This window comes from Stenotrophomonas sp. FR010 (assembly GCF_047520755.2).
In the GTDB taxonomy this organism is placed as follows: domain Bacteria; phylum Pseudomonadota; class Gammaproteobacteria; order Xanthomonadales; family Xanthomonadaceae; genus Stenotrophomonas; species Stenotrophomonas sepilia.
In genome coordinates this window covers 107,151-129,416 of the sequence record NZ_JAXBQT020000004.1, presented here as the reverse complement: position 1 = coordinate 129,416, position 22,266 = coordinate 107,151, and the positions used below count along the sequence as shown (strand labels likewise).

Genomic DNA, 22,266 nt, shown 5'->3' with positions numbered 1-22,266 from the left:
CACGTCCTGCGGCTACAGCAATTCCAGCACCAACCCCAGCACCGGCAGCGCGATCGCCAGCGGCGCAATCCATGTTGGACGATACGGGTACAACCCGAACGACAGCGTCACGCCGGCCAGGGTCATTGCCCCCAGCCATAGCACCGGGCCCATCGCCCAGCCGTGGTCGGCCACGCACAGTGCGAACGCCGCCGCCAGCAGCGCCCAGCCCAGCACCCGCCACTGCATCCGCCGTGCGGGTGCGGCCGCGGCCTTGCCATGCAGGTCGTGCTGGTGCTTTTCCATCGACAGCGACAGCGCGGTGAACGCAGAGAACGACAGCGCCAGTGCCAGCAGCATCATGCGCTGGCCTCCGCTTCGGCCGCTTCCGCAGTGTTCACCGATGCCTTCGGTGCAGCCGCAGCGGCCGCACGTTTCTTCTTCTCGGCCGCACTCAGCGGTGGCGTCCAGCGCTGCATGCGCCAGCCGCACAGCGCCAGCATCGCGCCGAATGCGATCATCGAAAGATCGACGCCGGCCAGTACCCAGTCGCCGCTGCGCAGCGTGACCCCGAGGTGGGCATGGGTGGTCACTGCATTGACCACCGGCACCAGTGCGAACGCGGCCGCACCCAGGTACAGCTGCCACGCCCACATCATCCGCTTCGGCCAGATGAAGGCGGCCAGCAGCGCGGCGCCCCAGGCGCAGAAGAACACGTTGGCCTCGGCACCGGAGCGCTCGGCTATCTGCAGCGGCAGCAGGCGGTTGCCCCAGAAGTACGCCGCGAAGGCGATCGGCAGGCCGGCCACGGTGCCGATGTTCAGCGCATCGACCAAGCGCAGGCCGAATCCGGTACGCCCGTTCTTGGCATGCTTGGGACGCTCCTTCACCGCCCACAGCACCACGCCGCTGGCGACCATCAGGCAGCCGACCAGGCCGGACAGGAAGAACAGTGCGCGCAGGCCCCAGTCGGCGAAGCGCGCCAGGTGCAGGCCATACAGCACGCCACGGGTGGCGGTGGCACCGCCGGACGGTGGCGTCTCTTCCAGCAGCGCACCGCTGACCATGTTGTAGCGCAGCGCCGGGGTGTCGGTGGACAAACGCCTGCCGTCACGTTGGCGGATGTCGATCACCGCATTGGCAGCGCCCGGGTTGGACACGGTGAAGCCGGCCACTTCCACGCCGTGCCAGTGCGCACGCGCGCTGTCCAGCAACTGTGCGATCGGCAGCGGCGTGGCGCGGCCCTGCGCCGGCGCGGTCACCTCTGGCATGCCGCCGAAGGCTTCGCTGAAGAACTTGTCCTCGTCCTGCGGGTAGGCGACTTTCACCCCCCACGGCAGGTACATGATCATCAGAGTGACGATGCCGGTGTAGGTGATCATCGCGTGGTACGGCAGGGCCATCACCGCGCTGACGTTATGGAAATCCAGCCAGGACCGCAGGCCCTTGTCCTTGCGGAAGGTGAAGAAGTCCTTGAAGATTTTCTTGTGGGTGATGACGCCGGTGATGATCGCCACCAGCATGAACATCGCGCAGAACCCGACCAGGTAGCGCGCCCAGTACACCGGGATGTAGTGCAGGTCGAAGTGCAGGCGGTAGAAGAAGTCGCCGCCACGGGTCTCGCGCGCCTTCAGTGCCTGGCCGGTGTTCGGGTCGAGCGTGGCGTCGCCGAAGCCACCGCGACGGCCACGACTGGGGTCGGCCAGTTCCGGTGGCAGCCGCCAGAACAGCTGCATGGCCGGGTTGCGCGGCTGCGGCAGGGTGACGAACCAGTTCTCGGCGTGACTCGCATTGGCCTGCAGGTAGGCCACCGCGCGCTGCGCGGCCACGTCGATGCTGACGTTGCTGGACGGCAGCTCCGGGCGCATCCAGCGGCTGATTTCTTCACGGTAGTAGCTGGCCGTGCCGGCCATGAAAATCAGCAGCAGCAACCAGCCGACCAGCAGGCCGGTCCAGGTGTGCAGCCAGGCCATCGACTGGCGGAATCCGTTCTTCATGCCCAGGCCCCCAGCATGCGCGCGATGGCAGCCATCAGCAGGGCGGGAGCGAGAATGCCGACCCACGCACGCAGCGCGCTGCGGGTGGCGAACGCCCACAACGCCGCGCAGGCGGCGACCAGGATCGCCAGCAGCATGCCGGTCAGCACGGTCTGGCCGCGCGCGCCGGGCAGCGCCACCGCGCAGAACACGCTGGTCACCGAGGCCAGCGCATAGCCGCCGAAGATCGCGGCCAACGAACGTGACAGCACGCCCCAGCGCGGGTTGGAGAACAAGGTGCGGGGGCTGGCGGGTGTGGGCGAGCGGTCCACGGCGTTCCTGAAGGTAGGAGAAGGGATGGAACGCGTCCGCGGCCCCCTTGCGCCCTGCGCATGTCGCCCAGCGTGTCCCATCGACGAAGCACTGCCCGCGCAGACGGGCAGCCCAGAAGTCGGGGCAGTACACGGGCGATGGGCACGTTTTTCGTGCCCGTTTGGCTAAGCGTACAACCGATCAGTAAATGATATGTATTCGCATTTCATGAATCAAGCGTGCTGATCTTGGGCGTTGGCCGGGGCTAGAACCTGAACACCACGGTTGCCGCATGCAGCAGCAGGCCGATCAACCCGCCCACCAGGGTGCCGTTGAAGCGGATGAACTGCAGGTCGCGACCCACACTCAGTTCCAGTTGCTCGACCAGGTGCCGCTCGTCCCAGCCCTTCACGGTCTGCGCGATATGCGTGGTCACGCCCTCGCGCAGGCGGTCGGTCAGGCGCTGCGCACCTTCCAGCAGGTGCTGGTTGAGGGCCTCGCGCAGGGCCGGGTCGGCCTGCAGGCTGCTGCCCAGCGACGCCAGGCTGCGCCGCAGGTGGCCGACCAGTGCCGAGTCCTCGCGTTGCAGGTCGGCGCGCAGGCTGGCATGGATGCGCGCCCACAGCCCCTGCACGTAGTCCTGCAGGGCGGGGTGGTCGATCATGTCCTGCTTGAGCTGTTCGATGCGCTCGGCCAGCGCCGGGTCTTCGCGCAGGCGCTGCACATAGTTCTGCAGCCAGGTCTCGTAGTCCTGGCGCAGCGGATGCTGCGGCTCGGCCAGCACCTGTTGCAGTTCTTCCAGTACCGCCCGCGCCAGGCGCTCGGCCAGGCTGTCGCCGATCTCGTCGATCGGCTTGACCCAGTTCACCGTGCTCGACAGCGTCGGCCATTCGCGCTGGATGTAGCGCACGATCAGCTGCGAGGCGCGTTCCTTCACCTCCGGCTGCTCCAGCCAGCGCCCCAGCCGCTGCAGGCCCTCGTCCAGCACGCGCTGGTGGCGTCCATCGGCGGTCAGCAGGGCCAGCAGTTCACCGGCGGTGGCAGCTGCATTCCACTGCCGCAGCTGCTGCACCACGAAGGCGTGCAGTTGCCGGCGTACCGCGGTTTCGTCGAAGAAATCCAGTGCCTGCAGCGCCCAGCTGCGGGCCATGTCGGCCAGCATCCGCGAGCGTGCCGGGTCGGACAGCCAGCTGCCGAGACGGCTGGCCGGATTGAACACCTGCAGCTTGGCCAGCAGCACACCTGGCTCCAGGAACTGGTCGCGCACGAACAGCGCCAGGCTGTCGCCGATGCGCTCCTTGCTGCGCGGGATGATCGCGGTGTGTGGAATCGGCAGGCCCATTGGCCGCCGGAACAGCGCAACGACCGCGAACCAGTCGGCCAGCGCGCCGACCGCAGCGGCCTCGCAGAAGGCCGAAACCCAGGCCCAGATGCCGCGTTCGCCGTGCCAATGGCTGACCGCGAATCCGGCCAGCATCAACAGCAGCAGGCCCAGTGCGAGGGCTTTCAGGCGCCGCAGCTGGGCGCGGCGCGGATCGTGGGCAGGCGTCATTGCACGAGTCTAACCGCAGCCCGGTGATGCCTGCCTGTAGAGCCGAGCCCATGCTCGGCTGCCTTGCGCGCGGCAAACCGCAGCCGGGCATGGGCCCGGCTCTACATGAGAGATTCGCGCGTTTCTAAAGCGCTTCCAGTTGCTTGCGCAGCGCGGCCAGCTGCGCGCGCAGGGTGTCGTTCTCGCGGGTCAACGCGACCACGCGGCGGCGCAGGGCCGGGGCATCCTCGCCCAGCTGTTCCAGCGCCAACAGCACTTCGGCGTCGCGGCTGGCGATCTCGTCCTCGCTGGGCTCCTCGAAGTCCATCTCGGCCGCGTCCGGCTTCGGCGCGCGCGGCTTGCGCTTGGATTCGCGCACGCGCTTGGCCGCCTGCTTCAGCTCGTCCTTGCCACCGGCGGCGGCGGCGCGCTGCTCCTCTTCGGGCAGGTCGGCCACGGCCGCAGCGGCGCTGATCGAGATCACGCCGGCCTTCACTGCCTCCACCACTTCGGGTGCAGCCTGGGCGTGGATCCGCTCGATCATGCCGACCTGGCTGGTACTCAGCTTGGCTTCGCGGGCCAGCTCGGCGCGGCTGAGCTTCGGTGCCGGCTCCCACGGCGGGCTGTCCTCGCCCGCCTCATCGGCGGTTTCGGCGGTACCGTCGCTCTCGCGCTGCAGCTGCGCCTGCTCGACCTGCTTGCGGGCGGCCAGGATGTCGCGCTTGCGCAGTGCCAGCACACCGCGCTGGAAGTCGGATACGCTGCGGCGGCCCAGATGCTGCTCGATCATCCACAGGTGCACGTCTTCCATGCTCTGGAAGCGCGTGTTCTGCACGGTGTTGAAGGGCAGGCCATGCTTCTGGCAGATGCCGAAACGGTTGTGACCATCGACCAGCACATTACCCCACAGCACCAGCGCATCGCGGCAGCCTTCGGCCAGGATGCTGCGCTCCAGCGCGTCATGTTCGTCCGCGGTCAGCGGGTCGATGTAGGCCTTGAGTTCTTCTTTGACGACGATATCCATGGGCACGGCAGCGAGCAGGAGCGGAACCGCCCATTGTACCCGCTCGCCACCACCGGCCCGGGCTCAGGCGGTGGCCCCGATCATCTCGCCCAGCGTGCCGGTGATCTGGTCGATCTGTGCCTTGTCCACGATCAGCGGCGGCGACAGCGCGATGATGTCACCGGTACAGCGCACCAGCAGCCGGCCGTCGTGGAAGCAGCGCCGGAACACCTCGTAGCCGCGGCTGCCAGGTGCATCGCGGCGCGGCGCCAGCTCGACCGCGCCGACCAGGCCGAAGTTGCGGATGTCGATCACGTTGGGCAGGCCCTGCAGCGCGTGCAGCCGTTCCTGCCAGTACTCGCCCAGTTCGATGGCGCGCTCGAACAGGCGCTCCTCGGCGTAGACGTCCAGTGTTGCCAGCGCTGCGGCGCAGGCTAGCGGGTGCCCCGAGTAGGTATAGCCGTGGAACAGCTCGATGGCCTGTGGCGGGGCCTGCATCAGCGTGGCATGCACGGCGTCGCTGGTCAGCACGCCGCCCAGCGGCACCGCGCCGTTGCTGACCGCCTTGGCAAAGGTCAGCAGGTCCGGGGTGACCCCGAAGCGCTGTGCGGCGAAGGGCATGCCGACCCGGCCGAAACCGGTGATGACCTCATCGAACACCAGCAGGATGCCGTGGTGGTCGCACAATTCGCGCAGGCGCTGCAGGTATCCGGGCGCGGGCAGGATCACCCCGGCGGAGCCGGCGATGGGCTCGACGAAGACGGCGGCAATCGTCGAGGCGTCATGCAGCGCGATCAGCCGTTCCAGGTCGTCGGCCAGCTCCGCGCCCTGGCGCGGCAGGCCCTTGCTGAACGCGTTGCGCTGCAGGTCCAGGGTGTGGCGCAGATAGTCCACGCCCCCCAGCTGCAGGCCGAACGCCCTGCGGTTGTTGGGCAGACCGCCCAGTGCCATGCCACCGAAACCGACGCCGTGATACGCCTTCTCGCGGCTGATGAAGCGCGTGCGCTGGCCCTCGCCACGCTGGCGGTGGTAAGCCAGCACGATCTTCATCGCGGTATCCACCGCCTCCGAGCCGGAGCTGGTGAAGAACACATGGTTGAGCGGGGCCGGAGCCAGTGCGGCCAGCCGCTGTGCCAGCGCGAAGGCCGGCGGCGAGCCCATCTGGAAAGCGGGCGAGTAGTCGAGCGTGCGTGCCTGCCCGGCGATGGCCTCGACGATGCGCGGTCGCGCGTGGCCGGCGTTGCAGCACCACAGGCCGGCGGTGCCGTCAAGGATCTGTCGGCCATCGATGGCTTCGTAGTGCATGCCTTCGGCGCGGACCAGCATGCGTGGTGCCGCCTTGTACTGGCGATTGGCGGTGAATGGCATCCAGTAGGCGTCCAGTGACTCGGGGCGCTGTGTGGCCAGGTCGTGCAGGTCGCTCGCGGAACGCTTCATGCCAGCTCCATCGGGTCCGATGCGATGAATGTAGCGCAGCCACGTCACGGCGGAGTCGCGGTGACCCCGGTATAACCAAGGTTCGTTGAATGCTGGAGCTTCCCATGGCCGATTTTCCCGACCGCAGCCATTGGCAGGTGCTGGCCCTCGAGCTGTCGATGCCAGGCCAGGCCTTCATCGATGGCCGCTATGTCGATGCAGCCAGCGGCGCCCGTTTCGACTGCGTCAGCCCGATCGACGGTCGCGTACTGGGGGAGGTCGCCGACTGCGACGCGCAGGACGTGGAGCGCGCGGTAATGGCCGCGCGGCGCAGCTTCGAGGCGGGGCACTTGGTCGCAGGCAAGCCCGTCCTATCGCAAACGCGTGCTGCTGGCCTTGGCGGCGTTGGTGGAAAAGCACGCCGACGAGCTGGCCCTGCTGGAAACCCTGGACATGGGCAAGCCGGTGCGTGATGCGCGCCGCATCGACCTGCCAAGCGCGGTGCGCTGCCTGCGCTGGACCGCCGAGGCCGTCGACAAGCTGTACGGCGAGATCGCGCCGACCGGCCCGCACGAACTGGGACTGGTCACGCGCGAGGCCGCCGGGGTCGTGGCCGCGATCGTTCCGTGGAACTTTCCGCTGCTGATGGCCTGCTGGAAGATCGCGCCTGCATTGGCCATGGGCAACTCGGTGGTGCTCAAGCCGTCCGAGCGCTCGCCCTTGAGTGCGTTGCGGCTGGCGGCGCTGGCCGCCGAAGCGGGCCTGCCAGAGGGCGTGCTGAACGTGCTGCCGGGGTACGGTGCGCGCGTCGGTGAGCCGTTGGCCCTGCACATGGATGTGGACGTGCTCGCCTTCACCGGCTCCACCGCCACGGGCGCGAAGCTGCTGCAGTGTTCAGGGCAATCCAACCTCAAGCGGGTCTGGCTGGAGTGTGGCGGCAAGAGCCCGCATGTGGTGTTCGCCGACGCCCCTGATCTGGACGCCGCCGCGAAGGCGGTGGCACAGGGTATCTTCTTCAACCAGGGCGAGGTCTGTACCGCAGGTTCGCGGCTTCTGGTACAGCGTTCGATCCGCGAGGATTTCGTGCATCAGGTGGTTGCCTATGGCCAGCACATGCACCCCCGCCATCCACTGGACCCCGATGCGCCGATGGGCGCGCTGGTGGATGCCGCGCACCTGGACAAGGTGATGGACGATATCGCGCGCGCCGAAGGCGAGGGCGCCCGGTTGCTGCTGGGTGGGCGGCGCGCCGAAGTGGAAGCCGGCGGCAGCTACGTCCAGCCCACCGTGTTCGACCAGGTGCGCCCGGAGCAGGCACTGGCGCGCGAGGAAGTGTTCGGGCCGGTGCTGGCCGTGCTGGGGTTCGAAGACGAGGCCGAAGCGGTGCGCGTGGCCAATGACAGCCGCTACGGCCTGGCCGCCGGCCTGTGGACGCGGGACCTGGGGCGGGCCCACCGCGTCGCGCGCCAGCTGCGCGCCGGCAGCATCTGGGTGAACGGCTGGGATGGCGGCGACATGACCGCTCCGTTCGGTGGCTACAAGCAGTCCGGCAACGGGCGCGACAAATCGCTGCATGCGTTCGACAAGTACAGCGAGATCAAGGCCACCTGGATCCAGTTGTAACGACGCGATTGCTGGACGGCTGTTCGCTCTCTGTAGAGTCGAGCGATGCTCGACTGCCGTTCGTTCTTCCGTGGAGCCGAGCCATGCTCGGCTGCATCTCGCGAAGAACCGTCGAGCATGGCTCGACGTTACAGGCGCCTGCCCCCTCGTTGGCATCGGTGTCGGCTGAAACCATCGTGCCGTACCGCCGCCAGCCCGTGGCAGAATCGGGCGATCTGCCATTTCCCATGTTGCCGATGTCCTCGATCACCGCTGCCGCGCCGCCCGTGAATTCCCCCCGTCGTGTGCTGCTGGCCAGCCTGATCGGTACCACGATCGAGTTCTTCGACTTCTACATCTACGCCACGGCCGCGGTGCTGGTGTTCCCGCACCTGTTCTTCCCGGACAGCAGCGAACAGGCAGCCCTGCTGCAGTCGCTGGCAACCTTCGCGGTGGCCTTCATCGCACGCCCGGTTGGCTCGGCAGTGTTCGGCCATTTCGGCGATCGCATCGGCCGCAAGGCCACCCTGGTGGCTGCGCTGCTGACCATGGGGCTGTCCACGGTGCTGATCGGCCTGCTGCCGACGCACGCACAGATCGGTCTGTGGGCGCCGGCGCTTCTGGCGCTGTGCCGTTTCGGCCAGGGCCTGGGTCTGGGCGGGGAGTGGGGCGGGGCAGTGCTGCTGGCCACCGAGAACGCACCGCCGGGCAAGCGTGCCTGGTACGGCATGTTCCCGCAGCTGGGTGCACCGCTCGGCTTCCTGCTGTCGGCCGGCATCTTCCTGGTGCTCGGCCGTTGCCTGAGCCAGGCCGACTTCCTGCAGTGGGGCTGGCGCATTCCGTTCGTGGCCAGCGCGCTGCTGGTCGGCCTCGGCCTGTGGGTGCGGTTGAACATCCACGAGACCCCCGACTTCAAGCAGGCGCTGGAGCGCAAGGCGCCGGTGCGGCTGCCGATGTGGACGGTGCTGCGTGACCACCCGGTGCCGATGCTGCTGGGTACCCTGGGCGCGTTCGCCACCTTCGTGCTGTTCTACCTGATGACAGTGTTCAGTCTGGGCCATGGCACCGCGGTGCTGGGTTACAGCCGCGAGCAGTTCCTGCTGATGCAGATGGCCGGCATGCTGTTCTTCGCGCTGGGCATCCCGCTGTCGGCGCGCTATGGCGACCGCTGGGGGACGCGCCGCACGATGATCGTGGCCAGTGTGCTGATCATCGGTTTCGGCGTGCTGTTCGCGCCGCTGTTCCAGCCGCACAGCCCGTGGCTGGTCACCGCCTTCCTGTGCCTGGGCCTGTTCCTGATGGGCCTGACCTATGGCCCCTGCGGTACCTTCCTCGCCGAGATCTACCCGGTGGAGGTGCGCTACACCGGCGCATCGCTGTCATTCAACCTGGCCGGCATTCTGGGTGCGGCACCGGCGCCGTACCTGGCCACCTGGCTGGCCGAACGCTTCGGCCTGGTCGCGGTCGGCTACTACCTGTGCCTGACTGCGGCAGCGACGCTGTGCGCGCTGGTGGCACTGCACCGGCGCGCGCTGCGGTTCAGCCAAAGAAGCGCTTGAGCGTGCGTCCCAGCCAGCCACCGCCCTGGTGCTCGCGGGTGAACTGGTTCAGGTGCGCCTTGACCTGTTCGGCATAGGCCTGATCATCGCCGCGGATGTGGTTGAACAACCAGCGCGAGAGCATGGTGCGCAGTTCGTCGCTGATGTCCTCGCCGGCCTGGAAGCGCAACCGGTACTCGGCCACGCGCTTGATGAAGATCTCATGCACGCGCTTGTGCGCTGCACAGAACGGGTAGCCCGCCTCCTCCATCAGCTCTTCCTCGAACGCGAAGTGCGACATGGTGTAGTCGACGACTTCGTCGATCACTTCACCCACCGCTGCACGCTGCAGGCTGGTCTGCGCCACGTGCAGGTGGTTGAGCATCTCGATGATGCGGCGGTGTTGTTGGTCGATCACATCGATGCCGATGTTCAGATCGTCCTGCCAGACCAGTAGTGCCATCCCCGGCTCCCCTTCATGCGTATGTCGGGGCCGACTGTAGAGCTGCCGTGCGGGAACGGCGTTGATCTGGATCAAAGCGAGCCGGTCAGGTCAGCGCAGGCTCGCGTGGACGCAGCGGGCTGGCCACCGTGGTGCAGCTGACCCGGTTGCGGCCACCGGCCTTGGCCAGGTACAGCTGGCGGTCGGCCTCGGAGATCAGCCGGTGCAGCGCATCGCGCTGCGGGCGCAGGCAGCACAGGCCGATGCTGACCGTCATGCGCAGGGTAGCGGTGCCGATGTCCACCTCCAGTGCGGCGATGCGCTGGCGCAGCTCCTCGAAGTACAGCAGCGCCTCGTCCTGTTCCATGTCTGGCACCAGCAGGCAGAACTCCTCGCCGCCGAAGCGCGCGATCAGGTCGTGGCTGCGTGCATGCGCGGTCACCGCGCCGGCCACCGCGCGCAGCGCGTCGTCGCCTGCTTCGTGGCCATGGGTGTCGTTGATGTGCTTGAAGTGGTCGATGTCGATCATCGCCACCGCCACGCATTGGCCGTGCAGCTGCAGCTGCGGCAGCTGGCGCTGGCTCTGCTCCAGGAAGAAGCGCCGGTTGGGCAGGCCGGTGAGGAAGTCGCGGGTGGCCAGGTCCTGCAGGGTGCCGATCAGTTCCAGCTGGTCCACGTTCTGCGAGACGCGGCAGAAGAACTCCTCGCGCGAGAACGGCTTGCGTAGGAAATCGTTGGCGCCGTTCTTCAGGAAGCGCGGGATCAATGAGGCGTCGGTATTGCCGGAGATGCCGATCACCGCCACCTTGTCGCGCGAGCGCAGGGTGCGGAGGCGACGGGTGAATTCCACGCCTTGCATGCCGGGCATTTCCTGGTCGACCACCGCCAGGCGGATCGCCGGATGCGCCTCGATAGCAGCCAGGCCCTCGTTGCCGTCGGCGGCTTCGTGCACCTCATGCCCATACATCCGCAGCAGGGCGGCGGCATAGCCACGCGCGGACGGCGAGTCGTCCACCACCAGCGCGGCGATGCGCCGGTTGCGTTCCAGCCGCTGCACCAGCCATACCAGGTAGTCGATGCTGCCGGGGGTGTTCTTCAGCACGTAGTCGATGATCTGCTGCTGCAGCACGCGCTTGCGCAGGTCCTCGTCGTAAACGCCGCTGACCACCACCGTCGGCAGGTCGCGCTTGAGGAAGAATTCGACCACTGCATCGCGGTCGCCGTCGGCCAGCACCAGTCCGGTCAGCACCAGGAACCAGCCTCCGCCTTCGCTGAGCAGCCGGTCGGCCTCGGCCAGGGTGGAGGCGATCACCACCGGCAGTTCCAGGCGCTGCTCGATGGCTTCGCGCAGCATGCCGGTGAACGCACGGGAGTTTTCGACCAGCAGGATCCGCTGCGGCAGCGGATCGGCCAGGTCGCCATCGACGGCGGCCTGCGGCAGCACGGGCATGATGCGGTGGCTCACGAGGGAGGGACTCGGCACGGATAGCGGCGGTTTCGGGTGTAACTTTAGCGGGGCAGTATGCCCTGCGTGTCGTTCGGCGATCAGGCGGGCGATGCGAATGACGCCGCTGTGCCCGCAATGGATTCGTGCAGGACGAGCCGGAGCCGGTTGCCACGGCAATGCACCGTACCGCCGTAGGCCATTATCCGGCCGGCCAGACGCTCCGTGGCCTGCTGAACGGTCCCACTCGACAGCGTGCAACTGCGGTCAAGCAGGCCCACGACCACCACAATGCCGCGGCGGTCGCCAGCCTGGCCGCTGCGGGCGCGCACGCTGACCTGTCCCGACTCCAGCTCCAGCAGCAGCGACACCGCCTCGATCAGCGAGCGATAGATGGCGAGCTGCAGGTCAACAGTCAGCAGGCAGGGGTTGCCCTCCAGCCGGGGCGGTATCACGCGATGGGAGTTGTCCCAGTTCTCGCATGCGCCGCCAACGCGCAGCGCGATATACAGCCCAACCTGCTCCAGCCCCGTGGGGTAGACCAGACTGGCCTGTTCACGGAACAGCCGCGAGTGCACGGATGAGGCGTGCTGCAGGCTGTTGGCCACCGCGTGATGCCCCTGCGCCTTCAGCCAGCTGACCATCTCGCCGAGCGAGCTGTCCATGCCTTCGCCGAGTTGCTTGAGATGGGAGGCGCGCTCGCGAAGTTCACGCTCACGGATCTGATGCGAACTACGTGCCAAGCGCAATGTGGTTTCCTCAGCCAGTCCACGGGACCGTGCACGCTCGTGGTGATAGCTGATGCTGGATCCCAGGGCGAGCAGTGCGACACTCATCACGGCCATGTTCTGCTGGGTGGCGAAGGTGCCCAGGTCGAACGAGGACGGTAGGCCGGTGCTGGGAGTGGCGAAATGGAGTGGAAGGTTCAACAGCGGAATCGCGATGGCAGCGCCACGCCACCCATGCATGAAGGTCAGGGCGATCGCTGGTAGGGAGGACAGCAGCACCAGGTGGGTGCGTGTGGTGTGGGCGCTGATGGCCGTAAGCTGCATGCACAGAGCCAGGACCAGCATCACCAGGATGGCCGTGACCGTAGGTGCAGCAAAGCGGCGCGTCCAATTGGGGGCCGCCTCTCGTCGCGACCAGAGGAATGCCAGTGGCACGAGGGTAATGATGGCGGCGAAGTGGCCAAAGATCGTGCGATCAACTGCGCTAAGCAGGTTGCTCGGCGGCGGGTTCGACCACAGGGCGAATGAAATGCCCATATTGAGAACCGGGACGAACAACGCCGTGCAGAAGGTCAGCGACAGCAGCCAGAGGCCGGCGGCGGACTCCGATGGCATTCTCATGCGGTGCAGGTGGACCACCAGCATCGCCATCGGCATCAGCAGCGTCGAGGCCAGGATGACCCAGGCCAGGCCGTAGCTGTCGATCATGGGGATGCGCAGGGTTGCGAAGTAGGCGTACTCGCCAAGCAGCAGGTAGGGCCACAGGCGGGTCGGGACGATCAGGAGTGCCGCTGCCCGGATGCCCGCTGGCAGGAAGAACTGATCCAGCGAGAACTGACGCGAGATAAGGCAGCTCAAAGCGTAGACGGCCGCGAGTGCGATTCCGACGGGTCGGATCCGGAAGCTCAGTTCAATCGATTCATTGAATCGCTCCAAGCCCGCGCCTCTCGTTTCCCGGCCAATGATGACTGGCCCCTTCCGTAGACATTATCGACAGTCGGAGAAGGGCGCAATCGAGGTGCGTGGCTTCCCCTTGTGCTGCAATTGCCGGCTTCCTGCGCTTCGTGGCCCTACACGGTCAGCAGTGCGTCGGCATAGCCACCAGCGGACGGTGAATCATCCACAATCAGCGCGTCCTCGGTTCGATCACGTTTCAGCCGTTGCACCTGCTACGTTCGGCAGTTGATGCTGTCCACTGTGTTCACTATCGCGCAATCGACAATGTCCTGCTGTTACACGCGCCTGTCCAGGTCATTTGTCGCAGATGCAGCTGACCCGCACCGTGGGCGGGTTTCGCTACGGGTATTGGCGATTTCGGCCGCAGCTTCGGCGTGGCATGGGTTTGTATCGATCCAGTGGATTATGTCCGACAGGCACTGCGGAGTCTGCCCGGTATATGCTGATGTGATTGGCGGTAGCATCCTTCTTGATCCGTATTGCATCCAACCTGGAGGTTAGTGTGAGAAGTTTCCGAATTCATGCATGTGCTGGTGCATTGATGTTGGTGCCGGTATCCGTTTTTGCTTTTGCCCCGAGTGACGACCATGGAATCAAGATGGCCGGCCAAGGACTCGGCCAGTCGATTCCGCAGGCACAGGACCTGAGCGTGGATCCCGGCTGGTTGGTCTATGGGTTCGAGCGCGATGGCATGGATTATTTCCAGGTAAACGATCTCGCGGGCCACGTGCACATCGTGATCGGCAATGCTGCGGGCACGTTCTGGGTACTGCCGGCAGGTGACCCATCTGCGAAGGTGTCGTTGCCTGAGCAGCGCCTGCCTGTTCCCGCCAAAGCCACCAGGACGGTTGTCTATCGGTCCCCCGCATTCACGCTGGTCAGATATGCAAGCGGAGCTGATGTCTTGTGGGCGGTAGAGGCACCCTGATACCGCCCGTTGCCGGGATATCGGAGAGCTTCAGTGTCAGACCGCATGGGCACCCGGATGTTCGCCGGGTGCCCATGACGCCTTTGGCCAGCGGGATGAGCGGGACGTTCATGCGATACCGCTGCGTTGGTTCGATCCGGTCGCTTGACTGTGAATGCACTACTGCAGCGCAGAGGGTGCAGGGCAGCTGTACCGTGATGGAGCACTGGGCTGTGTCTCAAGTTTTGTTTCACGGTCGAGGAACAGGATCCTGACCCGGTTGCGATAGCAGTCAACGGTCCCGTCATAGGGCAGGGTTCGCCCGGTCAGCCGCTCGAACGCTGCCATGGTTGTCTGCTGGGAAAGACGCCGACGCGACTCCAGCAGCGACACGACCATGAGAATTCCGCGCCTGGAGCCCATTCCGCCGCATCTTGCACGAATGCGAATCTGTCCACCTTCATGCTTGAGAAGAATGGAGACCGCATCAATGAGTGTCCGGTAAGCGGCCAACTGCAGTTCCACGCTCAGGTTGCAGGGGTCGCCTTTCAGATCAGGGCGGAGAACGCGCTCCGTCAGCTTCCACGACTCACGGATGCCACCAGCCTGCAAAGCCACGTAAAGCCCAAGATGCTCCAGGCCCGAGGGATAGACCATGCTTGTCTGTTCGCGAAAGAGCCTCGAATGTACATTCGAGGTATGCAGAAGGCTGCTGGCCACTGCGTGATGTCCCTGGGCCTTGAGCCAGTCGGCCAGCTCCACCAGTGACGTATCAATGCCGTCGCCGAGCTTGCGAAGGTGCAGGGCACGCTCACGCAGCTCCATCTCGCTGGCCAATTGCGAGCTCCTCGCAAGATGGATGGCGTCCCTTTCCCCCATCTCGCGCAGCCTGTAACGATGGTAGAAGTGGGTGATGCGTGATCCGAGCAACAGCAATACGATGCCGCTGATCGCCATGATCTGCTGGGTGATGAAGGCTGCGGGATCGAATGCGCTGGGATGGGTGTTGGGCGTGGTCAGACCGATGACCATGTTGAGCACCGGTACTGCAAGGGCGGCACCCTTCCAGCCATACAGGCAGGTAAGTGCGGCCGCGGGGAGTGCCAACAGCAGCAGGAGCGTTGCCTTCAGCGCAACCCAGTCTGCGGGCAGTTGAGTTGCTGCTATCCCGATCAGGAGCATCGATGAAAGTGCCGCCAGCATCGGGGTCTTTCGTCCAGCGTTCCACTCCTGCCCCACGTCCTGTCGCGCCCACAGCATGGCGATGGGGGCCACCGTCAGAATGCCGATGAAGTCGCCCACGCTGTAACGCGCCGCACTGGTCAGGAAGGGCGTGGAAGGGGGTGTTGGCCAGAGCAGATGGGAAAAGCTGAGGTTCAGCAGCGTAACTACGACGCTGGAAGCGGCGGCAATCAACAAAAGGCCGATCGTCTGCGACTCCGCCATCAGTCGCCGTTGCAGCTTCACAATCAACATCACTGCGGGCATGAGGAACGCGGAGGCAACAATGACCCATGTCAGGCCGTACTTCTCGATCATTGGCACGCGGGACTGTGCAAAGTACGCATATTCGCCCAGCAGCAGATACGGCCACAGGCGCGGCGGGCACAACAGTACGGCCGCCACCCGGATGCCGGCTGGCAAATAGAACTGATCCAGCGACAGCTGTCGGGTTGCCCAATAGGCAACTGCATAAAGCAAGGCAAGCATCAGGCCAGCCGGACGAATGCGCACCTTCAGCAACAATCCTTCTTTCCACCAGTCCAATCGCACGTCCCCCTCTCCTGCGTGTCCCCTGTCAGCTTCCATTCGCCGCGAGGCCCGGTTTCTCAGGACGTTATCGGTCTGCGAACGATTATGCAATTGCACAGCGGCGCATTTAGGTAATTGACCAACCATCCATCACACATGTTGCGTGAAAATCTGTGACGTGTGCAGCACGATCAGCGCTGCGGTGCGCTTGTCAGAACGTTCAATACAGGTGGAGATGCAGAATCTTCACCACAACGCATCCCGCAGCTTGTACCAGGACATCGCCGCCACCAGCAGCGGCGTGCGCAGCAGCCGGCCGCCGGGGAAAGGCGCATGCCGCAGGCGCTGGAACACGTCCAGGCGCTCGCTCTGGCCGGCAATCGCGGCGGCGATGACTTCGCCAGCCAGCCCGGCGGCGGCCACCCCATGGCCGGAGAACCCCTGCGCGAAGTACAGGTTGCCGTCCAGCCGGCCCCAATGTGGAGCGCGGTTGCAGGTGATGTCCACGTAACCGCCCCAGACCTGCTCCAGTGGCACATCGGCCAGTTGTGGAAACACCTGGTGCATGCGCCGCTGCATCACCCCGCGCAGGCCGGGTGGGGGCAGCGCCGAGTAACTGGCGCGGCCGCCGAACAGCAGCCGGTGGTCGTGGCTGAGGCGGAAATAGTCCAGTGCCCACGCGGTGTCGGCCACGGCCATGTTGTTGCCGATCAGGGCGCGGGCGCGCTCGGCCCCCAGCGGCGCGCTGGCGCCGATATAGGTGCCGACCGGCATGATCCGCCGTTCCAGGTCGGGCAGCAGGCCCTGCAGCCAGGCGTTGCCGGCAACCACCAGATGCGCAGCGCGCACGCTGCCCCGCGCGGTATGCAGGGTGGGCTGCGGTCCGCGCTGCACGCGGGTCACTGCGGAGTTCTCGTGGATCACCACGCCGGCCGCGCGCGCCGCATCGGCCAGGCCACGCGCATAGGCCAGCGGGTGCAGGTGCGCGCTGTGCGGATCGAACATCGCGGCGCGGTAGCGCGGGCTGTCCAGCTGTGCGCGCAGGGCATCACGGTCCCACCACTGCATCGGGTAGTCGTAGTGGCGCTGAAGATGCTCGCAGTTGGCGCGCAGGTCGCGCTCATGGCGCTCGCGGATGGCGACGCTGGCGTGGCCCTCCACCCAATGGCAGTCGATACCATGGCGGTCGATGCGCCTGCGCATCGCCTGTACTGCGTCGCGCGACCAGTCGAACAGGTGGCGCGCATCGTTACGGCCGAGCTGACGCTCCAGTTCGTCCACCTCGCAGCCATAGCCGACCAGCGCCTGGCCACCATTGCGGCCGGACGCGCCCCAGCCGATCCGCTGTGCGTCCAGCACCACCACGCGTTGGCCACGCACGGCCAGTTCCAGTGCAGCGGTCAGGCCGGTATAGCCGGCGCCCAGCACCGCAACGTCGGCCTGCACCTGCCCCTGCAACGCGGGCAGTGCGGGCGGTTCGGGCAGGCTGGAGGCATACCAGCTGGGCGGAAAGGCGGCGCTCACTGCAGGCCTCGCGGGTGCAGTGCGGGAGGGCGGAGCAGGGCAGGTCGATCAGCGTTCACCCCGGTAGTTTCGCCGATGCATGGCAGCTGTGGTGTGACGGCAGCGACTTGCCGCCGTTGCCAGGCGACGGGTAACGTGTCGGCACGCCAAGGAGTCTTCCCATGCGCCGCCTGCCCTGGGTGGGCCTGCCCACCGACAGCACCGTGCTCGGCCACCACCGTTTCGCGGTGGCCGGCGAGAAGTACGTGCGCGCGCTGGCCGAGGCGGCCGAGGTGACCCCGGTGGTGTTGCCGAGCCTGCAGCCACCGTTGCCGGCCAGCGACTGGCTGCTTGGGCTCGATGGCCTGCTGTTGACCGGCGCGGTCAGCAACATCGAACCGCAGCACTACGAAGGCGGCCGCAGCTGGCCAGGCAATCCGCATGACCCTGCCCGCGATGCCAATGCCTTCGCGCTGCTGCACGAGGCGCTGGCGCTGGACCTGCCAGTGCTGGCGATCTGCCGGGGCTTCCAGGAGCTGAACGTCGCACTGGGCGGCAGCCTGCATCCGCAGGTGCATGCGGTGCCCGGCCTGGCCGACCATCGCGAAGACCCGCGGGCGCCGGTGGACGTGCAGTATGGGCCGGCCCATGCGGTGACCCTGGCCGCCGACGGCTGGCTGGCGCAGTGGCACGGCAGTGGCCGCGCGCAGATCAATTCGGTGCACGGACAGGGCATCGCCCGCCTCGCGCAGGGCCTGCAGGTCGAGGCCATGGCCGATGACGGACTGGTCGAGGCGGCGCGCAGCCTGCACCATGGATTTGTGCTCGGCGTACAGTGGCATCCGGAGTGGCGTGTCACGCAGACGCCGTTCTATCACGCTATTTTCCGTGCGTTCGGCCAAGCTTGCCGGCAGCACCAACAGAACCGACTGGATTCCCGATGAGTTCCCGAACGCGCCCGCGCAAGACGGCCACGCCCCCCGCACCGCAGGAAAGCAGCCTGCTGCGCTGGCTGAAGGAGCGGCGCATCACCGAGGTGGAATGCCTGGTGCCGGACATTACCGGCAACGCCCGCGGCAAGATCATTCCTGCCGACAAGTTCTCGCACGACTACGGCACGCGCCTGCCGGAAGGCATCTTCGCCACCACCGTCACCGGCGAGTTCCCTGACGACTACTACGAGCTGACCTCACCGTCGGACTCGGACATGATGCTGCGCCCTGACCCGGATACGGTGCGCATGGTGCCATGGGCAGCCGATGCCACCGCACAGGTCATCCACGATTGCTACACCAAGAGCGGCGAACCGCACGAGCTTGCGCCGCGCAACGTGCTGCGCCGCGTACTGGCGGCTTATGCGGAACTGGGCCTGCGCCCGGTGGTGGCGCCGGAGCTGGAGTTCTTCCTGGTGCAGAAGAACACCGACCCGGACTTCCCGCTGCTGCCACCGGCCGGTCGCTCGGGGCGCCCGGAGACCGCGCGGCAGTCGTACTCGATCGACGCGGTCAACGAGTTCGACCCGATCCTCGACCTGATGTACGACTATGCCGATGCGATGAAGCTGGATGTGGACACGCTGATCCACGAATCCGGCGCAGCGCAGCTGGAGGTCAATTTCACCCATGCCGATGCGATGGACCTGGCCGACCAGGTGTTCCTGTTCAAGCGCACCATGCGCGAGGCGGCGATGCGCCACGGGGTGTACGCCACGTTCCTGGCCAAGCCCATGGAGAACGAGCCCGGTAGTGCCATGCACATCCACCAGAGCCTGGTGCGGGTGAGCGATGGCAGCAATGTGTTCGCTGGCGAGACCGATGCCGAGGGCGAGTTCAGCCCGGTGTTCGGCCACTACCTGGGCGGCCTGCAGAAGTACGCGCCGCAGGCGATGGCGTTCTTCGCGCCGAACGTGAATTCCTACCGGCGCCTGGTGTTCGGCGAAGTCTCGCCGAGCAACGTGCACTGGGGCTTCGACAACCGTACCTGCGGCCTGCGCGTGCCGCTGGATACGCCGGAAAACATGCGCGTGGAGAGTCGTTTCGCCGGTTCCGACGCCAATCCGTACCTGGCAATGGCGGCCACCCTGGCCTGCGGCCTGCTCGGCATCCGCGAGCGGCTGGCGCCGGACGCGCCGGTGACCGGCAGCGCGAAGGAACTGGGCTACAACCTGCCGCGCTCGCTGGGCGAGGCGCTGGACGGGCTGGAGCAGTGCAGCGAGCTCCAGGCCCTGCTGGGCGAGCGTTTCTGCCGCGCTTACATCTCGGTCAAGCGCAAGGAATACGAGACCTTTTTCCGCGTCATCAGCTCGTGGGAGCGCGAGTTCCTGCTGCTGAACGTCTGAGCATCTGGAATAGAAAAATCCGCCGCCGGGGGGTAGGCTGGCACCCGTCGCCGGCTCCGCCGGCCCCCCTTCCCGCATTCTGGAGCACCCGATGAAGCTGCGTATCCTCACGCTCGGCCTGGCCTCCGCCATGCTTGCCGCCTGTGGCGGTGGCAACGGCGGCGCGCAGGACAGCCAGGTCCTGAACGTCTACAACTACAGCGATTACATCGCCGAGGACACCATTCCGACCTTCGAGAAGGAGAGCGGCATCAAGGTGACCTACGATGTGTTCGACAGCGATGAGATGGTCGAGACCAAGCTGCTGGCCGGCAACAGCGGCTACGACGTGGTGGTGCCGACCCTGAACTTCTTCGGCCGCCAGATCCAGGCCGGCGTGTTCCTGCCGCTGGACAAGAGCAAGATCCCGAACCTGGCCAACCTCGATCCGGCGGTGATGAAGCGCATCGCCACCCAGGATCCGGGCAACCAGTACGGCGTGCCGTACATGATCGGCACCACCGGCATCGGCTACAACGTGGACATGCTGAAGCAGCGCTTCGGCGGCAGCACCGATATCGCCAACAGCTGGGACCTGGTGTTCAAACCGGAGAACATCAGCAAGATGAAGGACTGCGGCGTGACCATCCTGGATACGCCGGCCGACATGATCCCGATCGCGCTGCATTACCTGGGCCTGGATCCGCACAGCGGCGACCCGGCCGAGCTGCAGAAGGCGGCCGACTTGCTGAAGTCGATCCGCCCGTACGTGCAGAACTTCCACTCCTCGCAGTACGTCGGTTCGCTGGCCAATGGCGGCACCTGCCTGGTGGTCGGCTGGTCGGGTGACATCATCCAGGCCCGCGACCGCGCCGAGGAAGCCAGCAATGGCGTGCACGTGGCTTATTCGATCCCGAAGGAAGGTGCGCCGCAGTGGTTCGACATGCTGGCGATCCCGAAGGACGCCAAGCACCCGGAAGCGGCTTACAGGTTCATCAACTATCTGCTGGAACCGAAGGTCGCCGCGGCCAACACCAACTTCATCCACTACGCCAACCCGATCCCGGCCGCGACACCGCTGGTGGACGAGGCGATCCGCACCGACCCGACGATCTACCCGCCGGCCGACGTGGCCGAGAAGATGTTCACCTACTCGATCAACACGCCGGAGACCGACAAGCTCTACACCCGGCTGTGGACCGAGGTGAAGACCGGCCGTTAAGCCGGTCTGGCGCCGCCGGGCCTTGCCCGGCGGCCGCCTTGCTTCACCGCTTCACCGTGCCGGAATCGGTACCGTCGGCCTGGCCAAGGTGCCTCAGGATGGCCGGCAGCAGGTCGCGTGCATCGCGGCCGCCGTTGCACAGGAACGACGAACTCATCCGCTGCAGGTTGTGCATGCCGATGAAGAACAAGCCCGGTTGCGGGGAAACGCCAAACTCGCCCAGCGGATAGCCGTGGGCATCCAGCGCGCCCTGCACATCGAGCCAGGGCCATTCGGCGACGAAACCGGTGGCCAGCACCACCGAGCGGATGCCTGCCGCCGGCAGATCCAGTTCATCCGGGGCTACGTCCGGCTCCCAGTGCAGATAGACCTCTTCGGGAATGTAGCGGGCATCGTCGGTGCGCGGTTCGGGCCGCGTGGCGTAGTACGCGCTGGCCAGCGAATCGAGATAGGCGTACTCGGCCCGCGTCGCTTCGATCGCGGTGCGAAGTTGCGGGCGGACATCGGCGAAGCGGGCGGTGTTTCCATTGAATTCCTGCAACCGTCCCAGCAACCTGATCCCTGCGCGGTGCATCGCCAGCAGGCTGATCGAACTGCCCAGGCCGGCACTTCCTTTGCCGGAAATCAGGGGGAACTCTGCGGTGCGGGCCTTGCGCAGCGCGTCCGGCTCGCCTGCCAGTACGGCCGCCGATTGGCTTACGTGTTGATGGATGCGCCCGGCCATGTCCCACCAGGTCATCGAGTCCTTGCCGCGCAGCCGACGGGTGTGCGAATGACGATCGGCCAACGACCAGTACACGCTGCGACCAGCGTCGCACAGGTCCTGGGCAATCTGTGCGCCGGACTGGCCGCCGCCGATGACCAGCACCGCGCCCGCGGGTAGCTGGCCGGGACTGCGGTAGTCGCTGGAGTGCAGCACGGTGAGGCCTGCTGCGGGCGCGAAAGGGGCCCGGGGCAACCGCGCCCGGCGGTATTCACCGGTGGCGACCACCACCGCCTGGGCATGGATCAGCCCCCGGCTGCTGTCGATGGCATAGCCACCGGACTCCGGCCCGACCCGATGGACCACGCACCCCTCGCTGATCGGCAACGCGCGCTCGTCGGCATAGTCTCGCAGCCGTCGGATCACTTCCGGGGCCCCCATGAACCCTTCCGGTTCATCCCCCGCATAGGCATGGCCATGCAGGGCCATCGTCGCGTTGGCGGTGTTGGTCTGGAACGAATCCCAGCGCCGCCGCCAACTGGCGCCCACGGTTTCGGCCTCCAGCACGCGATGCTCGACGCGGGCCTCCTGCAGGAGCGCGCTGAGCGACAACCCGGCCTGGCCGGCGCCGATGATGACCAGCGGCAGCCGTGCAGGCAGGCAGCCCGGCAGGCGGGGCGGGAAAGGGGAGGGGCTGTCCGGGGAAATCACCAGGGGCGGTCCATGCAAGGCCTAGATGCGGGACATTGCGCGGGGAATGTCCGGGGCTTTCAATGGATCCCGTTCTGAAAAATGTTGCAGATCGGGCTGCCGCCCGCAGTGTCTGGCCGGGACGGCTGCAGGGTCGTCCAGGGGAGCCCGGGCCTTGGGGCGGACAGGCCACCATCGCGGGGAAAACCGACATGCCCTCGGGGGCCCTGGGCGGGCCAGCGGC

General features: G+C 66.5%; 17 protein-coding genes and 1 pseudogene. 6 read left to right on the top strand and 12 right to left on the bottom strand.

The window, feature by feature from the left end:
• Positions 1 to 12: 12 nt before the first annotated feature.
• From ACM0PK_RS05400 to aptA, 6 genes are all read right to left on the bottom strand, one after another.
• On the bottom strand, positions 13 to 342 hold the full coding sequence (locus tag ACM0PK_RS05400) for a DUF3325 domain-containing protein (RefSeq protein WP_005415908.1): 330 nt from the start codon (positions 340 to 342) through the stop codon (positions 13 to 15).
• Positions 339 to 1,976 carry a PepSY-associated TM helix domain-containing protein gene (locus tag ACM0PK_RS05395; protein ID WP_111202182.1) on the bottom strand — a complete coding sequence of 546 codons (1,638 nt, stop codon included), beginning with the start codon at positions 1,974 to 1,976 and terminating at the stop codon, positions 339 to 341. The genes ACM0PK_RS05400 and ACM0PK_RS05395 overlap by 4 nt, the downstream gene beginning before the upstream one ends.
• The gene (locus tag ACM0PK_RS05390; RefSeq protein ID WP_065177405.1) at positions 1,973 to 2,287 is read right to left on the bottom strand and encodes a DUF3649 domain-containing protein; all 315 of its coding nucleotides are present in this window, start codon (positions 2,285 to 2,287) and stop codon (positions 1,973 to 1,975) included. The genes ACM0PK_RS05395 and ACM0PK_RS05390 overlap by 4 nt, the downstream gene beginning before the upstream one ends.
• A gap of 245 nt (positions 2,288 to 2,532) precedes the next feature.
• Positions 2,533 to 3,819 (bottom strand): DUF445 domain-containing protein, encoded by a 1,287-nt coding sequence (locus tag ACM0PK_RS05385; protein WP_111202181.1) that lies wholly within the window; start codon positions 3,817 to 3,819, stop codon positions 2,533 to 2,535.
• A gap of 124 nt (positions 3,820 to 3,943) precedes the next feature.
• Complete coding sequence (locus tag ACM0PK_RS05380) at positions 3,944 to 4,822, bottom strand: plasmid replication/partition related protein (protein ID WP_111202180.1); 879 nt, start codon at positions 4,820 to 4,822, stop codon at positions 3,944 to 3,946.
• A gap of 63 nt (positions 4,823 to 4,885) precedes the next feature.
• The gene (gene aptA, locus ACM0PK_RS05375; RefSeq protein WP_414606868.1) at positions 4,886 to 6,238 is read right to left on the bottom strand and encodes an omega-aminotransferase AptA; all 1,353 of its coding nucleotides are present in this window, start codon (positions 6,236 to 6,238) and stop codon (positions 4,886 to 4,888) included.
• A 104-nt stretch (positions 6,239 to 6,342) separates the two neighbouring features.
• Between aptA and ACM0PK_RS05370 the strand changes: the two are divergent.
• A pseudogene (locus ACM0PK_RS05370) lies at positions 6,343 to 7,840 on the top strand (aldehyde dehydrogenase).
• Positions 7,841 to 8,076: 236 nt separating this feature from the next.
• Entirely contained in the window at positions 8,077 to 9,378 is a 1,302-nt protein-coding gene (locus ACM0PK_RS05365) for an MFS transporter (RefSeq protein WP_242892952.1), read from the top strand.
• Here the strand turns inward: ACM0PK_RS05365 and ACM0PK_RS05360 are convergent.
• From ACM0PK_RS05360 to ACM0PK_RS05350, 3 genes are all read right to left on the bottom strand, one after another.
• The gene (locus ACM0PK_RS05360; RefSeq protein WP_049416324.1) at positions 9,359 to 9,820 is read right to left on the bottom strand and encodes a bacteriohemerythrin; all 462 of its coding nucleotides are present in this window, start codon (positions 9,818 to 9,820) and stop codon (positions 9,359 to 9,361) included. The genes ACM0PK_RS05365 and ACM0PK_RS05360 overlap by 20 nt on opposite strands.
• Before the next feature lie 85 nt (positions 9,821 to 9,905).
• Complete coding sequence (locus ACM0PK_RS05355; protein ID WP_049416322.1) at positions 9,906 to 11,249, bottom strand: diguanylate cyclase; 1,344 nt, start codon at positions 11,247 to 11,249, stop codon at positions 9,906 to 9,908.
• Between the two features lie 95 nt (positions 11,250 to 11,344).
• On the bottom strand, positions 11,345 to 12,907 hold the full coding sequence (locus ACM0PK_RS05350; protein ID WP_414606867.1) for an MASE1 domain-containing protein: 1,563 nt from the start codon (positions 12,905 to 12,907) through the stop codon (positions 11,345 to 11,347).
• Between the two features lie 562 nt (positions 12,908 to 13,469).
• On the opposite strand from ACM0PK_RS05350, the gene ACM0PK_RS05345 reads away from it, so the two are divergent.
• The gene (locus tag ACM0PK_RS05345) at positions 13,470 to 13,856 is read left to right on the top strand and encodes a hypothetical protein (RefSeq protein ID WP_229298531.1); all 387 of its coding nucleotides are present in this window, start codon (positions 13,470 to 13,472) and stop codon (positions 13,854 to 13,856) included.
• Positions 13,857 to 14,015: 159 nt separating this feature from the next.
• Here ACM0PK_RS05345 and ACM0PK_RS05340 read toward each other — a convergent pair whose 3' ends face one another.
• Positions 14,016 to 15,608: an MASE1 domain-containing protein gene (locus tag ACM0PK_RS05340; RefSeq protein WP_061478520.1), complete on the bottom strand. Its 1,593-nt coding sequence runs from the start codon at positions 15,606 to 15,608 to the stop codon at positions 14,016 to 14,018.
• 225 nt (positions 15,609 to 15,833) lie between these two features.
• On the bottom strand, positions 15,834 to 17,111 hold the full coding sequence (locus ACM0PK_RS05335; RefSeq protein WP_414606866.1) for an NAD(P)/FAD-dependent oxidoreductase: 1,278 nt from the start codon (positions 17,109 to 17,111) through the stop codon (positions 15,834 to 15,836).
• A gap of 161 nt (positions 17,112 to 17,272) precedes the next feature.
• Here ACM0PK_RS05335 and ACM0PK_RS05330 point away from each other — a divergent pair, with 161 nt between their 5' ends.
• The 3 genes from ACM0PK_RS05330 to ACM0PK_RS05320 all read left to right on the top strand — a co-directional run bounded on the left by ACM0PK_RS05330 (position 17,273) and on the right by ACM0PK_RS05320 (position 20,629).
• Positions 17,273 to 18,034 carry a gamma-glutamyl-gamma-aminobutyrate hydrolase family protein gene (locus tag ACM0PK_RS05330; RefSeq protein WP_111202174.1) on the top strand — a complete coding sequence of 254 codons (762 nt, stop codon included), beginning with the start codon at positions 17,273 to 17,275 and terminating at the stop codon, positions 18,032 to 18,034.
• A complete protein-coding gene (locus ACM0PK_RS05325) occupies positions 18,031 to 19,428 on the top strand; it encodes a glutamine synthetase family protein (RefSeq protein ID WP_049416306.1) in 1,398 nt (465 codons plus the stop codon). Before ACM0PK_RS05330 ends, ACM0PK_RS05325 begins: the two co-directional genes overlap by 4 nt.
• 91 nt (positions 19,429 to 19,519) lie before the next feature.
• Positions 19,520 to 20,629: a polyamine ABC transporter substrate-binding protein gene (locus tag ACM0PK_RS05320; RefSeq protein WP_005415924.1), complete on the top strand. Its 1,110-nt coding sequence runs from the start codon at positions 19,520 to 19,522 to the stop codon at positions 20,627 to 20,629.
• Between the two features lie 43 nt (positions 20,630 to 20,672).
• Here the strand turns inward: ACM0PK_RS05320 and ACM0PK_RS05315 are convergent, their stop codons facing one another.
• Positions 20,673 to 22,061 carry a flavin-containing monooxygenase gene (locus tag ACM0PK_RS05315; protein ID WP_414606865.1) on the bottom strand — a complete coding sequence of 463 codons (1,389 nt, stop codon included), beginning with the start codon at positions 22,059 to 22,061 and terminating at the stop codon, positions 20,673 to 20,675.
• Positions 22,062 to 22,266 lie beyond the last annotated feature (205 nt).